13 protein-coding genes are annotated in these 14417 nt (G+C 67.2%); 9 read left to right on the top strand and 4 right to left on the bottom strand.

Translation table 11 applies throughout. The features are described from left to right. Positions 1–16 precede the first annotated feature (16 nt). Genes ALA01S_RS28040 through ALA01S_RS28010 form a run of 9 tightly spaced genes read left to right on the top strand, consistent with a single transcriptional unit; the run spans position 17 to position 10056 of the window. The gene (locus tag ALA01S_RS28040) at positions 17–1408 is read left to right on the top strand and encodes a flippase (RefSeq protein ID WP_084268027.1); all 1392 of its coding nucleotides are present in this window, start codon (positions 17–19) and stop codon (positions 1406–1408) included. Continuing rightward, positions 1405–1959, top strand: coding sequence for an acyltransferase (locus tag ALA01S_RS28035; RefSeq protein WP_066342556.1), 555 nt, complete (start codon positions 1405–1407; stop codon positions 1957–1959). The genes ALA01S_RS28040 and ALA01S_RS28035 overlap by 4 nt, the downstream gene beginning before the upstream one ends. A gap of 57 nt (positions 1960–2016) precedes the next feature. Continuing rightward, positions 2017–4368, top strand: a complete 2352-nt coding sequence (locus tag ALA01S_RS28030; protein WP_157119334.1) for a polysaccharide pyruvyl transferase family protein — start codon at positions 2017–2019, stop codon at positions 4366–4368. After that, the gene (locus ALA01S_RS28025; RefSeq protein WP_084268026.1) at positions 4365–5657 is read left to right on the top strand and encodes a glycosyltransferase; all 1293 of its coding nucleotides are present in this window, start codon (positions 4365–4367) and stop codon (positions 5655–5657) included. The genes ALA01S_RS28030 and ALA01S_RS28025 overlap by 4 nt, the downstream gene beginning before the upstream one ends. Further along, the gene (locus ALA01S_RS32355; protein ID WP_084268025.1) at positions 5654–6433 is read left to right on the top strand and encodes a glycosyltransferase family 2 protein; all 780 of its coding nucleotides are present in this window, start codon (positions 5654–5656) and stop codon (positions 6431–6433) included. Before ALA01S_RS28025 ends, ALA01S_RS32355 begins: the two co-directional genes overlap by 4 nt. Before the next feature lie 2 nt (positions 6434–6435). Beyond that, positions 6436–7569: a hypothetical protein gene (locus ALA01S_RS28020; protein ID WP_084268024.1), complete on the top strand. Its 1134-nt coding sequence runs from the start codon at positions 6436–6438 to the stop codon at positions 7567–7569. A 29-nt stretch (positions 7570–7598) separates the two neighbouring features. After that, positions 7599–8213, top strand: coding sequence for a DapH/DapD/GlmU-related protein (locus tag ALA01S_RS35385; RefSeq protein ID WP_084268023.1), 615 nt, complete (start codon positions 7599–7601; stop codon positions 8211–8213). After that, entirely contained in the window at positions 8210–9298 is a 1089-nt protein-coding gene (locus ALA01S_RS28015; RefSeq protein ID WP_066342552.1) for a glycosyltransferase, read from the top strand. Before ALA01S_RS35385 ends, ALA01S_RS28015 begins: the two co-directional genes overlap by 4 nt. Before the next feature lie 26 nt (positions 9299–9324). After that, positions 9325–10056, top strand: coding sequence for a glycosyltransferase (locus ALA01S_RS28010; RefSeq protein WP_084268022.1), 732 nt, complete (start codon positions 9325–9327; stop codon positions 10054–10056). A gap of 66 nt (positions 10057–10122) precedes the next feature. Here the strand turns inward: ALA01S_RS28010 and ALA01S_RS28005 are convergent, their stop codons facing one another. From ALA01S_RS28005 to ALA01S_RS27990, 4 genes are all read right to left on the bottom strand, one after another. Further along, positions 10123–12009 carry a polysaccharide biosynthesis protein gene (locus tag ALA01S_RS28005; protein WP_066342551.1) on the bottom strand — a complete coding sequence of 629 codons (1887 nt, stop codon included), beginning with the start codon at positions 12007–12009 and terminating at the stop codon, positions 10123–10125. Beyond that, complete coding sequence (locus tag ALA01S_RS28000; RefSeq protein WP_066342558.1) at positions 12006–12596, bottom strand: sugar transferase; 591 nt, start codon at positions 12594–12596, stop codon at positions 12006–12008. The genes ALA01S_RS28005 and ALA01S_RS28000 overlap by 4 nt, the downstream gene beginning before the upstream one ends. Before the next feature lie 17 nt (positions 12597–12613). Beyond that, positions 12614–13768 (bottom strand): DegT/DnrJ/EryC1/StrS family aminotransferase, encoded by a 1155-nt coding sequence (locus ALA01S_RS27995; RefSeq protein WP_066342550.1) that lies wholly within the window; start codon positions 13766–13768, stop codon positions 12614–12616. Continuing rightward, the coding region (locus ALA01S_RS27990) for a UDP binding domain-containing protein (protein WP_169806032.1) at positions 13765–14417 on the bottom strand (653 nt) is incomplete at its 5' end. The genes ALA01S_RS27995 and ALA01S_RS27990, both read right to left, overlap by 4 nt.

Here is a 14417-nt window from a genome sequence, read left to right as displayed (position 1 = left end):
CTTACGACTACCACGAATGAGCACCTCTGCCGGACCGCACGGCTCAGCATCGTCCTCATTGCACGCGTCGTTGCATCGTCTGCGCAACCACGCCGACTTCAGGCGCATCCTCTCCAACAGCGGCTGGCTGATGGGCGAGCAGTTAGTGCGCCTGGCGGTCACTTTCGTGCTGGGAGTCTGGACCGCGCGCCACCTGGGGCCGACGGACTTTGGGCTGCTGAGCTATGCGATCGCCTACAGCGGCATCTTCGCAGTGGTTGCCACGTTGGGCGTGAACCGCATCCTGGTGCGCGAACTCGTGGCCGCCGCTGACGACCTGGAGCAGGCCGCGGGACTGATCAGCACCGCCTTTGCGCTGCGTATCGGTGCCGCCGGCGTACTGTACGCAGCCGCGCTGGCCGGTACGGCCTGGTCCGGCGATACGCAACTGCTGCTGGTTGCGCTGGTGGCCGGCGGCACCATTTTCAGCGCGGCCGACTGCGCCGACCTGTATTTCCAGTCCAAGGTGGAGTCCCACCATGCCACGCGGGCCCGGCTCGTGGCCTTCGCGCTCGGCTCCGCCGTGCGCATCGCCCTGCTGCTCGGCGGCGCGCCTGTGCTTGCCTTTGCGGCGCTGGCCCTCCTGGAAGGGCTGCTGGCGCTGGCGTTGTTGCAGGTGTGGTACCGCGCCCATGGCCCACGGCTGCGCTGGTCGGCCGTGCGCCGCGAACACGCCCGCAGGCTGTTGGGAGAAAGCGCCCCGGAAATCATTGCCGGCCTTGGCGGCATCCTGTTCATGCGGCTTGACCAGGTGATGCTGCAGCACATGCTGGGGCCCGCCGCGGTGGGTACCTTCGCGGTCGCCGCGCGTCTGACGGAAATCTGGTATTTCGTGCCGGTAGCCATCGTGGCGTCCTCATTTCCCGGCATCGTCGCGCTGCGCGAGAGCGACCGGCCTGCCTACCTGCGGCGCATTGAACATCTCACGGGCATCCTGGTGCTGCTCGCCTACGCGGTGGCGCTGCTTGTCTCTCTGGCCGCGGCACCGGTGGTGCCGCGGCTGTTCGGCAGCGCCTACGAGGCTGCTGCCGACGTGCTGTTGATCCAGGTGTGGTGCGGCCTGTTCGTCGTGCTCGCGCAGACCTCCGGCGCGTGGCTGATGGCTGAACGCAAGGCACGCCAGAACATGCTGCGCAGCCTGGTGGGCCTGGGCGTCAACGTCGGTGCGAACCTGATGCTGATCCCGGCATTCGGCGCTGAAGGCGCGGCCATCGGGACGCTGCTGTCATTTGCCACCGCCTACTTCCTGTACGACATCACCGTGCCGTCAATGCGACCAATGGCCCGCATCAAGCTGCGCGCGCTGTTGCTGCTGCCACTCTTGACGTGGTTGCTGCAGCGCGGGGCCGGCTCCCGAGGGGCGAAATGAGCGCCTTGCTGAAGCATTTCCATCGCCTGCTGGTGACCTGCTGCGTGATCGGTGCATGGTTGGAGTTCTTCCTGTGGGCCGACAACCATAGGCAACGTCAGTTCATCCGCCGCCTGTACCTGCGTCTCAAGCGTGTACGCCACGGCCGGCACGTGTATTGCGGCCCGTTGGTCATGATCCGCTCCAACGGCAACCTGACGCTCGGCGAGCGCTGCGCGCTCGGCTACGACACCAGGATCTGGAACTACGCGCCCATCAGCATTGGCGATGACTTCATGGCGGCCGCGGGGCTCACCATCAACGCCGGCAGCCACGACGTGACGACGATGCGTGGCCAGGCGGCGCCGGTGCGCATCGGCCACCGTGTCTGGTGCGGACTGAACGTCAGCATTCTGGCCGGTGTCACGGTCGGCGACGATGTCGTGATCGCCGCAGGCGCTGTTGTGACCCGAGATATTCCCTCGGGATCGGTCGCCGCCGGTATTCCCGCCCGCGTGGTACGCGCGCTTGAGCGCGATCCTGCCCTCTTCGATCGTTCCGACTGGTGTTAGCCGCCGCAGTAATTCGTCTTTGTTCAACGACACAGCACCCCGAATTGCGAGACTCCAGTGGGAATCAAAACTCAGATCAAGGCAATTTCGTATCTCGTCAAGGCGCGTCCGTTCCTGCTTGAAAAGCCGGTAGTGCTGCAGTTTCCGGTCATAGACATCTGCAATTCGCAGTGCCAGATGTGCCGGATCTGGGAGAACAAGAAGTCGGACGATCTCACGCCGCAGGACTTGCGCAAGGGCTTGCGCAATCCGCTGTTCAGTGAAGTCAGCGGCGTGGGCCTCAACGGCGGCGAGCCGACGCTGCGCAAGGATCTTGGCGAGCTCACGGCCGTGCTGTTCGAGGAGTTGCCCAAGCTGCGCGGCGTTTCGCTGATCACCAACGCCTACCGCCACGAGGAGGTCGTGCAGCGCATCACGGAGGTGGGCAGCGTCGTGCGCAAGCATGGCGGGCAGCTTGACGTGATGGTGTCGCTGGACGGCTACGGGGACATGCACGACCTCGTGCGCGGCAAGCCCGGCAATTTCGAGCGCGCGAAGAAAGTCCTCGACTTCGTGCAGTCGTCGCCGCTGGTGTCCAGCGTGCGCATAGGCTGCACCATCATCAAGGCCAACGTGTATGGGCTGGCCGACCTGTTCGAGTTCTGCCAAGGCCGGAACCTGTACATCAAGTACCGCCTGGGCGTGCCGCACCAGCGGCTGTACACGCAGAACCTGGCCGACCCTTACGCGCTGTCGGCCGCGGACAAGTACCACGTGGCCGAGTTCATGGAGGGCCTGATCGCGCATTACGAGACCAGCGCGCACCAGAAGTTCTTCTACCGCTCGCTCATCGACCAGTTGGTGCGCAACGCACCACGCCAGGCTGGTTGCGACTGGCAGCACCGCGGCGCCACCATCACCTCCAAGGGGGAGCTGCTGTACTGCGCCGTGCAGAGCAAGGTGCTGGGCCGCATCCACGAGCAAGACAGCGAGCAGGCGTACTTCGGCAACGCCGCGCACCTGCGCGAGATCATCGACACCAAGTGCGCCGACTGCCACCACGACTACGTCGGCATTCCGCCCAAGGGGCAATACCTGCGGCAATTGGGCCTGCAGGCAGCGCAGCGCCTGCGCGTGGCGCCGCTGCTGCGCAAGGCCTACGACGGGCTCCACGTAGGCGAGCTGCGCAACCGGCGCCACTTTGCCCAGCGCCGCACGCGCATGCAGGCGCTGGCGGCGCAGCCGCTGCCCGCCGCGGCCGGCCCAGCGGCGCGGGTGCTGATTTGCGGCTGGTACGGCACCGAGACGCTAGGGGACAAGGGCATTCTCGGCGGCGTGCTGCACGCCTTGCGCCAGACGCTGGGGCCCCTCGACGTCACGCTGGTGGCGCTGCACCCCTACGTCAGCGAGATGACGCGGCGCCAGATGGATGAGCTCAAGGGCTGCCGCATCGTGGAGCCGCAGCAGGGCATACGCCTGGCGGCAGGCATGGACCTGGTGGTGTTTGGCGGCGGTCCGCTCATGGCCATTCACGAGCTGGCCGAGATGGAGGCCATCTTCACCGCCGCCCATGCGCGCAACGTGGCCACCATGGTGGCCGGCTGCGGGGTGGGCCCGCTGGGCGAGCCGTGGCACAACGCTTCGATCAGGAACATCCTGTCCCTGGCCTCACTGCGCATCTACCGCGACGCGCGCTCGCGCGAGCTGGCCGCGGGGCTGGGGGTGGACACGGCCAGGGACATCGTTGCGGAAGACCCGGCCTTCACATGGCTGCACGAGCAGCGCGGGCGGCTGCAGCGCGCCCCGGCCGGCGGGCGCAAGGTGCTGCTGCTGGGCCTGCGCGACTTTCCCTACGCCACGTATGCGCGCCACCTCAACACGGCGCAGTGCCTGCAGGCCAAGCAACGCTACGAGGTGGCCGTGACGCAGGCGCTGGAGCAGTTGGCCGCACGGCATGCGGACCTGGTGATCCGTCCGCTGCCCATGTGCACCAACCACTTTGGCGACGACGACCGCTGGTTCTACCGGCGCCTGTTCCGAGGCAATGAGGCGCTGCAGCCGCGGCTGGACCTTTCGCTACTGGGCGCTGAGCTGTCGCCGCTGGAGTATTGCGAGGCCTTTGCCTCGGCGAGCGTGGCGCTGACCATGCGCTTTCACTCCCTGGTGTTTGCACTGGGGCTGCAGGTGCCTGCCCTGGCGATCGACTACACGCTCGGACGCGGCAAGGTGCAGGCGCTGGCGCAGCGTTTCGGCGTTGCCCACCAGAACCTGGCGGAGCTGGAGGCCGACTTCATCGTCCGCGAGGTTGAGCAGTTGCTAGCCGCGCCGCGCGCTCAAGCGCAAAGTTTCGAGCCCTCGTTCACCGATGCCGTGCGTCGCGGCCTGCCGGCCCTGCTGCCTTCGCTGCAGCCCCAGGGTCTGGGCGCATGAGGCCCGTGCGCGTACTGCACGTGAGCGCGTCCGACCTGGACGGCGGCGCCGCGCGCGCGGCCTTCCGGCTTCACCAGGCCATGCGCCGCGGCGGCATGGACAGTTGCATGCTGGTGCAGCGGCGGCGCGAGCCCATGCCGCACGTGCTGCTGCCGCACAGCCGGCTGAGGCAGGCGCTGCAGCGAGGCAAACAGGCCCTGAGCGCCCGCCTGGCCGCGCGCCAGCGCACGCCCAGCAATCCCGTGGCGCACTCGCTCAACCTTTTTTCGAGCGGGCTGGCGCAGTGGATCAATGCCAGCCCCTTCGACATCGTGAACCTTCACTGGTTGGGCGGCGAGACGATCTCCATCGAGGAGATAGGCCGCATCCGCAAGCCGCTGTGCTGGACCATGCATGACATGTGGCCCCTGTGCGGCAGCGAGCACTACGACGACCTGGAACACCCCGGCCGCTACCGCCAAGGCTACAGCTGCGCCAATCGGCCCGGCGGCTACAGCGGACCTGACCTGGACGCGTGGGCTTGGCGCCGCAAGCGCAAGGCCTGGGCCGGGCTGAAGCTGCATCTCGTGAGCCCAAGCCGCTGGCTGGCCCAGTGCGCAGCGCAAAGCGCCCTGATGCGCGGGCGCCCCTGCCAGGTGATCCCCAACTGCATAGACACCGCGACCTTCAAGCCTGTGCAACGGTCAGTGGCGCGCACGCTGCTGAACCTTGACCCTGCCAAGCGCTACGTGCTGTTTGGCGCCATGTCGAGCACGAGCGACCGCCGCAAGGGCTTTCACCTGCTGCAGCCCGCGCTGCAGGCGCTGGCGCAACAGCCAGGCATGCGCGAAAGCGTGGAATTGCTGGTGTTCGGAGCCCACGAGCCGCAGCGCGCGCCGGACCTGGGCCTGCCCGCACGCTACCTGGGCAGCCTGCATGACGACATCAGCTTGGCGCTGCTGTACAACGCCGCCGACGTCTTCGTGGCGCCATCGCTGCAGGACAACCTGCCCAACACGCTGGTGGAGGCGCTGGCCTGCGCGACGCCGTGCGTGGCCTTTGCGTTGGGCGGCATGACGGACCTGATCGAACATGGCGTCACGGGCCATCTGGCGCAGTCGTGCAACTCGCAGGACCTGACCACTGCGCTGGCGCAGGCCCTGGCACAGCCCTGGTCCCGCGAGCACATACGCGCCAAGGCCGAACGCGACCATGCCGGTACGGTGGTGGTCGCACAATATCAGTCGCTCTACAGCAGCCTGCTCCGCGGCGAGGCATTTTCCAATTTCACCGGTTCTGGTTTGTCATGAATCCGCCTCAAGGCCCGGCCCCTGTTTTCAGCATCATCACAGCCGTTTACAACGCAGCGCCGACCCTGGAGGCCACGCTGCGCAGCATCGCGGCACAGCTTGGCTCGGACGTGGAATACATCGTGATTGACGGTGGTTCCAGTGATGGCTCTGTGGACCTGATCAAGCAATATTCCAGCTCGCTAGCTTATTGGACCAGCGAGCCCGACAAGGGCATTTATAACGCATGGAACAAAGGATTGAAAAGAGCCAAGGGCCAATACATCGGCTTCATTGGCGCCGATGATACCGTCAACGACAATTATTTAAGCGCTTACCGGAAGGCGGTACTCGATGCACCGGATGTTGAATATTGGTCGTCGCGGGTTCAATTTGCAAGCCAGCCGCCACGCTTGATCGGCAGGCCATGGAAGTGGAGTGAATTCCAGCGCTACATGGCGGTGGCGCATGTGGGCTCCATGCACAAGCGTTCGCTGTTTGAGCGCTATGGTCATTATGATGAATCGTTTCGCATCACTGCGGACTATGAATTCTTGCTGCGGCCGGGAGCCTCACTGCGAGCCGGCTTCATTGATGCCATCACCGTGACAATGGGCGCGGGCGGGACCAGCACTCAAAATGCACTGAAAGCCTTGCGCGAGACGCGCAGGGCCAAGCTCATGACGGGTGCGCGCTTGCCTGCCGCAGCGCACATGGATTACTGGTGGGCTTATTCAAAATATATGCTTCGCCGTGCCGTTACGCAGGCGCCTGGCGAAACCGCGAAAAACCATTGATCATGGCCACACTTGAACGCAATCTCCTGCTGACAAGCCTGTTGCTTGCATTTTTCATTGCATCTCCGGACTTTTATTATTTGCAGACCGGTGGCTTCTCGACCGGCCTCGAGGTGGGACCGCTTTCATACCTCAAGGTGTTGAAGGACGTTTTTTATCTTTTGATATTTTGCCTGCTGCTGGCACGCCACACTGCGCGAACAGTCGTGGTATTTTTCATCGCAGCATTGCTGGTATTGGTGCCGGTGTTGTACACCATTTTCTCGGTGGGCACGCTCAAGGTTTTGTTCGGATTTCGCTGGTATTTTCCGGCCGTGTTGGCGGTGGCGGTGGCCTACAGCGTCCCCAGGCAGGATTTCACCCGCAAAGGCGCCCGCTATCTGCTGGCGGTCATGTGCGTCAACGTCGCCGCGCAATTGATACAGAGGTTTCTTTTTCCGCCACTGTTCTTCATGGGCGAAGATGACATGTTGTCGCGTGCACCAGGAATCTTTTTCCTCCCGTCCGCTTCGTCCATCCTCATGACGGCGTGCACGCTGTATATCAGCCGTGCGCATGCAGACGGTCAGGTCAGCGGAGCGTTCCGCACGCTGGCTTTTCTGCTCCTGACCACGACCATCAGCCTTTCCGATTCCGCTACGGCCATGATCATATTTGCTGTGCTGCTCGCAAGCGAATTTAAACTGATCAAGGTCAACATGCTGGGTCTGGTCATAACTATCAGCATCAGCCTGCTGGCCCTTTATGTTGCCGTGCTTTTTTCGCCCCGGGGACAGGACATTGTGGACAGGTCGCTGTTCAACCGCCTGCAGCTTTTTGAAAGTGGCGCCAGCGAAAGCGGCATCATATCCAGTGATTTTGGCGGAACCACGTCCGCGGGCATCATGCTGGGCGGCGCCGGTTACCGCTCGCTGGAATCCACTTTTGGTGCCGTATTTGGAAACCTAGGTGCCCTGCCGGGCATTGTGCTGCTCGCCATTCTCATGTCTCTGCTGATTGCCGCGACGTTTCGCAACAAGCGATCATCCCGGGCGCTTCCCGCGCTCGTCCTGGTATTGGGTGCGCTGGTCAGCGTCAATGCCTTCGAGTTTTTTCCAATGGGCGCCATGATGCTACTCTTGGTCCGTCGCATTTGAGCGACTTTTCACAAAAGTATTGACCGCACATGAAAGGCAATTCCGGCCGCGGCATTTCCGGCACTTATGGCATCGTGCAGTCGCTCTGGCTGCTGATGTGCCTCATACACACCCGGATTTTTTTTGGAAAGGCCCGCCTCGTCCGCCTGCCGATTTTTCTGCGCGGCAGGCGGCAAATTTATTTTGGCGCCGGCTTCACCTGCGGTTACCTGGTGCGCCTGGACGCCTTTGGCGCACCGGGCTGCATTTATTTTGGCCGGAATGTCCAGCTCAACGATTTCGTGCATATTGGAGCCCTTGAAAAAGTTCACATAGGCGACAATGTTCTGATTGCCAGCAGGGTATTTATTACGGACCATGGGCATGGAAATTATGCCGAAGATGTTGAGAACAGCGATCCCGGGCAAGCGCCCGATATTCGCACCCTGCATGCGCAACCGGTGACCATAGAAGATAACGTGTGGATTGGCGAAAACGTTTGCATTTTGCCGGGCAGCCATATCGGCAAGGGTTGCGTCATTGGCGCCGGGGCGGTGGTCAAGGGCGTCATACCGCCATATTCCATCGCCGTGGGAGCGCCGGCCGTGGTCGTCAAGCGGTTTGATCAGGCGTTGGGACGTTGGGTACGGGTGCCGCGGCCATGAAGACGCTGGTCATCTCGGCCGTCAATTTCACCGAGGGCGGGCCGCTGACTGTGCTGCGCGACTGCGTTCAGGCGGCTGCGGCCCTGCCGGGCTGGCGGGTCGTGGTGATGGCCCATGACGGCGCGCTCATCGACACGCCGGGCGTGCAGGTCATGGCCTATCCACGCACCAAGACGAGCTGGCTGCGCCGCGTGGCGTTGGAGTGGTGGGGTTTTGAGCGGGTGTCGCGCGCGCTGCGGGCGGACCTGTGGCTGTCGCTGCACGACGTCACGCCGCGCGTGCAGGCACGGCGTCAAGCGGTGTACTGCCACAATCCGGCGCCATTTTCCCGGCCGTCGCTGCGCGACATCTGGTTCGAGCCCAAGTTCCTGGCGTTCTCGCTGCTGTACGGACGGCTGTACAGCGCTTTCATCCGGCGCAACCGCTTCGTGGTCGTACAGCAGGCATGGCTGCGGCAGGAGTTTGAGCGCCGCTACGGCGTGAGCAGCGTCATCGTGGCCCACCCTGCCGGAGAGGCGACATCGGCGGTGCCGGCGACGCCGGCAAGGCGTGACGGACCGCCCGTGTTTTTCTACCCCGCCATTGCCCGCTGCTTCAAGAACTTCGAGGTGGTTGGACGGGCGCTGGAAATCCTGGAAGCCGATACGGCATGGCAGGGCAGCGTGCACTGGACGCTGGACGGCAGCGAGAACCGCTATGCCCGCTGGCTCAAGCGGCGTTTCGGCCATCTGCGCAGCCTGCACTGGAGCGGCCGCCTGAACCGCGCGCAGATGCAGCAGCACTATGCGCAGGCGCACTGCCTGCTGTTTCCCTCGCGCGTAGAAACCTGGGGGCTGCCTATCACCGAGGCCAAGCAGGCCGGGCTGCCATTGCTGGTGGCTGACCTGCCTTACGCGCGCGAGACCGTGGGCACCTGGGATCGCGTGGCGTTTTTCGCGCCGCACGACGCGCCGGCGCTGGCAAGGCTGATGGCTGCCGTGGCGCGCGGCCACAAGCCCTTCGAGCCGGTGCGGCAAGCCCCGCCGGACGCCCCGTATGCGGCGGACTGGCACGCGCTCATGCGCCAGCTGACCCACGAGCTCTGACCGGCGCCCCCTGCGCACCTTTCCGAATGAACCCACCTGCCCCGCTGCTGAGCCTGTCCATCGTTAGCCATGGACAGGGCGCGCTGATCGCTTCGCTGCTGGCCGACTTGGCCGGGCTGCAAGAGCCGAGCTTCGAAGTTGTCGTCACCCTCAACCTGCCGGAGGACGAGGCACCCTACCAGGGCCACCCCTTTCCCGTGCGCATCTTGCGCAACGCGGCGCCCAAGGGCTTCGGCGCCAACCACAACGCTGCCTTCGCGCAGTGCCGTGGCAGCTTCTTTGCCGTGGTCAACCCCGACATCCGCTTGCAGGCCCGCGACCTGCAGCCGCTGCTGCAGTGCTTCGATCAGGCCCGGGTGGCCGCGGTGGCGCCCGTGGTGCTCTCCGGCCAGGGCCGCGTGGAAGACAGCGTGCGCCGTTTCCCCACCGTGGCCCGGCTTGCGCGCCGTGTGCTGCTGCGCCGGCGAGAGCCGGACTACCGCTGGGGGGAACAGCCCATCGTGGTGGACTGGACCGCGGGCATGTTCGTGCTGTTCCGCCCCGACGCGTTCAAGGAAGTGGGCGGCTTCGACGACAGGCGCTTTTTCATGTACTTCGAGGACGTGGACATCTGCGCGCGCCTGTGGCGCAAGGGCTGGCGCGTGCTGCTGCAGCCGCAGGTACGTGTTGTCCACGACGCCCAACGCGCCAGCCACCGCAGCATGCGGCACTTGCGCTGGCACCTCACCAGCGCATTGCGCTACCTCAGCGGCATCTGACGGAAAAAGCGCTGGCGTGGGCCGCGCGCCCGCTTTCAGCGATCAGGGGCAGGGGCCCCATCGGCCTCAGCCCCCGCTCCTGAACTCCGGCACCAGCTCGCGCAGGCACTCGCGCACGGCGGCGTCGCCCGCGCCGGCCGCGGCCTCGCAGCGCGCCAGCCAGGGGGCCACGCGCTCGCGCGCGGCCGCGTCGTTCAGCCGCGCGATGCGCAGCCGCTCGAAGCGCGTGGGCAGCGTGGTGTCGTCGTCGGCCAGCAGCTCCTCGAACAGCTTCTCGCCCGGGCGCAGCCCGCTGTAGACGATGGGCACCTCCTGCGTGGTCATGCCCGCCAGCCGTATGAGCTGCCGCGCCAGGTCCACGATGCGCACGGGCTCGCCCATGTCCAGCACCAGCACCTGGCCGCTCTCCCCAATCGCGGCGGCCTGCAGCACCAGCCGCGCCGCCTCGGGGATGGTCATGAAATAGCGAATGATGTCCGGGTGCGTCACCGTCACCGGGCCGCCGCGGGCGATCTGCTCCTTGAACTTCGGGATCACGCTGCCGCTGGAACCCAGCACGTTGCCGAAGCGCACGGCCATGAAGCGCGTGCGCGGGAACTGCCCGGCCAGGTGGCTCACCACCAGCTCGGCCGCGCGCTTGGTCGCCCCCATCACGTTGGTCGGGTTCACGGCCTTGTCGGTGCTGATCAGCACGAAGCGCTCGGCGCCCGCCTCGGCCGCGGCCAGCGCCGCGTGGTGGGTGCCCAGCGTGTTGTTGCGCAGCGCGGCGCCGGCGTTGTTCTCCTCCATCAGCGGCACGTGCTTGAAGGCCGCGGCATGGAAGACGACCTGCGGCCGCCAGCGCGCGAAGGTGGCGCGCAGGTGGGACAAATCCTTCACGTCGCCCACCAGCCGCACCAGCGGCAGGTGCGCGAAGCGGTCCGACAGCTCCTGCTCGACGCTGTAGAGGTTGAACTCGCTGAGCTCGTAGAGCACCAGCCGCGCCGGGCCGTAGCGCGCGACTTGCCGGCACAGCTCGCTGCCGATGGAGCCGCCCGCGCCGGTGATCAGCACCGTCTTGCCGTTGAGCGATTCGGCGATGCCCGCCTCGTCCAGCAGCACGGGGTCGCGGCCCAATAGATCCTCGGCCTCGACCTTGCGCAGCCGGTCCACGGGGCTGGCACCGTGGCGCAGCTCCTCCAGCGTGGGCATGGTCAGCACGCGCAGCCCGCTGGCCGCGGCCAGTTCCAGGGCACGGCGGCGCACGGTGTCGGGCGCGCCGGGCATGGCGATGATCAGGTGCGTGGCCTCGCCGCGCACGTCCTCGCGGGCCACGTCCTCCAGGCGGCCCAGCACCTGCACGCCGGCGATGCGCGCGCCCTGCTTGGCCGCGTCGTCGTCCAGCAGGCCCACCACGCGCCAGCCCTGGCGGTGTATGGCCGACAGCAGCAGCCGCGCCGCCTCGCCCGCGCCCATGATGAGCGCGCGCCGCTGCGCGGCGGCCGTGCCGCCGTTGCCCCCGGCGCTCTGGCGCATGTGCTCGTAGAGCATGCGGTAGCCCACGCGCACGGCGCACACGCCCAGCAGGCTCATGAGCGGGTGCAGCGCCAGCACGGCGCGCGGCACCTCGTGCAGGTGGGCCATGAGCACCACCACGGCGCCCGCCGCCCCGGCGCTGAAGCAGGCCGTGGCCAGCCGGCGCAGCTCACCCAGGCCGACGAAGCGCCACATCGAGCGCGGAATGCCCAGCAGCGCGAACACGGCCAGGTACAGCGCGATGACGCCGGCCATCACCGCCGGGTCGTAGGCGGGCCGCGCGCTCCACCAGCGCTCGAAGCCCAGGCGGAAGAGGTAAGTCGCGTTCCACGCCAGCGCGATGACCACGCCGTCGACCACCATGGACAGCGTCTCGCGCCGCGCCCGCGCGGTCGTGAGCAGCCGCTGGGCGCGGCTCCAGAGGGCGGCGCCGCTCATCGCGCGGCCAGCATGCGCAGCGTGCGCAGCAGGATGCGCAGGTCCGACGCCAGCGTGGCGGCGGCGGCGTAGTCCGCGGCCAGCGCCAGCTTGGCCGGCAGCACCTGCTCGATGTAGGCGCGCTCGGGGTCGGCCGCGTGCGCCAACAGCGCGTCCTCGTCCAGGTGCGCGAGCGAGGCGGGGTCGGTGATGCCCGGGCGCACCGAGAGCACGCGCTCGCGCAGCGCCGCCGGGTAGTGGCGCACGTAGCGCGGCACCTCGGGGCGCGGGCCGACCAGGCTCATGTCGCCCTTGAGCACGTCCAGGAGCTGGGGCAGCTCATCGAGCCGGCGCGAGCGCAGCCAGCGCCCGGCGCGGGTGATGCGCTCGTCGCGCCCAACGGTGAGCAGCAGCCCGGGGGCGTCGGTGCGCATGGTGCGGAACTTGTGGATGCGGAAGGTGCGGCCGTGCCGCCCCACCCGCTCCTGCCGGAACAGCGCCGGGCCGGGCGAGTCCAGCCGTATCCAGAGGGCGACGCCCAGCAGCAGCGGCGCCAGCAGCAGCAGCGCCAAGGCGGCGACGGCCAGATCGAAGAGACGCTTTGCCATGTCCATGCACTGCCCGCTCAGCCCAGCGCCCCCCGCACCGCCGCCACCACGCGCTGCACGTCCTCGTCGGTCATGCGCGTGTAGATGGGCAGGCTGACCATGCGCTCGTAGGCGTGCTGGCTGTGGGGGAAGTCCTCGGCCTTCAGGCCGTAGCGCTCGCGCCAGTACGGGTGCTGGTGCAGCGGGATGTAGTGCACGCTGCAGCCGATGCCGGCCTCGAACAGGGCGGTCACCAGCGCGTCGCGCTGCAGCGGCGCGCCCTCGGCCAGGCGCAGCACGTAGAGGTGCCAGGCGTGCGCGTCGCCCGCCAGCGGCTGCGGCGGGGTGATGACGGGCAGATCCGCGAAGCAGGCGTCGTAGACGGCGGCGATCTCGGCGCGGCGCCGTTGAAAACCCCGCGCGCGCGCCAGCTGGTGCAGGCCCAGCGCGGCGGCGATGTCCGTCAGGTTGTACTTGAAGCCCGGGGCGACGATCTCGTAGTACCAGCTCGGCACCGTGGCGGTGAAGCGGTCGAAGGCGTCGCGGCTCATGCCGTGCAGCCGCATCACGCGCGCGCGCCTGGCCAGCTCCGGGTCGCGCGTCACCAGCATGCCGCCCTCGCCCGTGGTCATGGTTTTATTGGCATAGAAGCTGAAGACGGTGGCGTCGCTCTCCAGCGTGCCGATCAGCCGCCCGCCACTGGTGGTCGGCAAGGCGTGCGCGGCGTCCTCCACCACCTTCAGGCCATGGCGGCGGGCGATGTCCAGCAGCGCCGGCATGTCGGCGGCCAGGCCCGCGTAGTGCACGGGCAGCAGCGCCTTGGTGCGCGGGGTGATGGCGGCCTCCACCGCGGCCGGGTCGATGTTGAGCGTGGCCGGGTCCACGTCCACCAGCTTCACGTCGGCGCCCAGGTAGCGCACGACTTCGGCGGTGGCCGTGAAGGTGTGGGTGGTGGTGATGACCTCGTCGCCGGGGCCGATGCCCAGCGCCTCCAGCGCCAGGTGCAGCCCGGCGGTGGCGGAGTTCACGGCGATGGACTGCAGCGACGCGTCGCCCAGGAACTCGGTGAAGGCCTGCTCGAAGCGGCGCGCCTTCGGACCGGTGGTGATCCAGCCGGAGCGCAGCGTGTCCACGACCTCGGCGATCTCCTCCTCGCCGATTTCCGGCAGGGCAAAGGGCAGGAAGCTGCTCACGACGCCGCTCCTTCGCCGGCCGGCTGCGCGGCGGCGCTGCGGCCTATGCCGTGGTACTCCAGGCCCATGGCGCGCATCAGCGCCGGCTCGAACAGGTTGCGGCCGTCGAACACCACCGGCTGGCGCAGCCGGGTACGCAGCGCGTCGAAGTCCGGGCTCTTGAACTCGCGCCACTCGGTGATGAGCACCAGCGCGTCGGCGTCCTGCAGCGCGGCCGCGGCACTGTCCGCGTAGCGGATGCCGGGGTTGTCGCCGAAGACGCGCCGCGCCTCGTCCATGGCCACGGGGTCGTAGGCCACCACGCGCGCGCCGCGCGCCAGCAGTTGCTGCACCAGCACGCGGCTGGGCGCCTCGCGCATGTCGTCGGTGCCGGGCTTGAAGGCCAGGCCCCAGAGGGCGAAGACGCGGCCGGCGAGGTCGGCGCCGAAGCGCGCGGTGATCTTGTCCACCAGGACGAGCTTTTGCTGGTCGTTGGCGCGCTCCACGGCGTCGAGCACGCGCAGCGCCTGGCCCTGGGCCGCGGCGGCGTGCAGCAGCGCCTTGACGTCCTTGGGGAAGCAGGAGCCGCCGTAGCCCGCGCCCGCGTACAGGAAGCTGTAGCCGATGCGCGGGTCGCTGCCCATGCCCAGGCGCACGCGCTCGATGTCGG

Origin of the sequence: Azohydromonas lata NBRC 102462, from assembly GCF_001571085.1 — a bacterium.
Taxonomy (GTDB): domain Bacteria; phylum Pseudomonadota; class Gammaproteobacteria; order Burkholderiales; family Burkholderiaceae_C; genus Azohydromonas; species Azohydromonas lata.
This window is presented reverse-complemented; position numbering and strand designations above follow the sequence as displayed.

Coding starts and splice junctions, on each gene's coding strand:
- ALA01S_RS28040 (WP_084268027.1), top strand. CDS start 17: ATGAGCACCTCTGCCGGACCGCACGGCTCAGCATCGTCCTCATTGCAC.
- ALA01S_RS28035 (WP_066342556.1), top strand. CDS start 1,405: ATGAGCGCCTTGCTGAAGCATTTCCATCGCCTGCTGGTGACCTGCTGC.
- ALA01S_RS28025 (WP_084268026.1), top strand. CDS start 4,365: ATGAGGCCCGTGCGCGTACTGCACGTGAGCGCGTCCGACCTGGACGGC.
- ALA01S_RS32355 (WP_084268025.1), top strand. CDS start 5,654: ATGAATCCGCCTCAAGGCCCGGCCCCTGTTTTCAGCATCATCACAGCC.
- ALA01S_RS28020 (WP_084268024.1), top strand. CDS start 6,436: ATGGCCACACTTGAACGCAATCTCCTGCTGACAAGCCTGTTGCTTGCA.
- ALA01S_RS35385 (WP_084268023.1), top strand. CDS start 7,599: ATGAAAGGCAATTCCGGCCGCGGCATTTCCGGCACTTATGGCATCGTG.
- ALA01S_RS28015 (WP_066342552.1), top strand. CDS start 8,210: ATGAAGACGCTGGTCATCTCGGCCGTCAATTTCACCGAGGGCGGGCCG.
- ALA01S_RS28010 (WP_084268022.1), top strand. CDS start 9,325: ATGAACCCACCTGCCCCGCTGCTGAGCCTGTCCATCGTTAGCCATGGA.
- ALA01S_RS28005 (WP_066342551.1), bottom strand. CDS start 12,009: ATGAGCGGCGCCGCCCTCTGGAGCCGCGCCCAGCGGCTGCTCACGACC.
- ALA01S_RS28000 (WP_066342558.1), bottom strand. CDS start 12,596: ATGGCAAAGCGTCTCTTCGATCTGGCCGTCGCCGCCTTGGCGCTGCTG.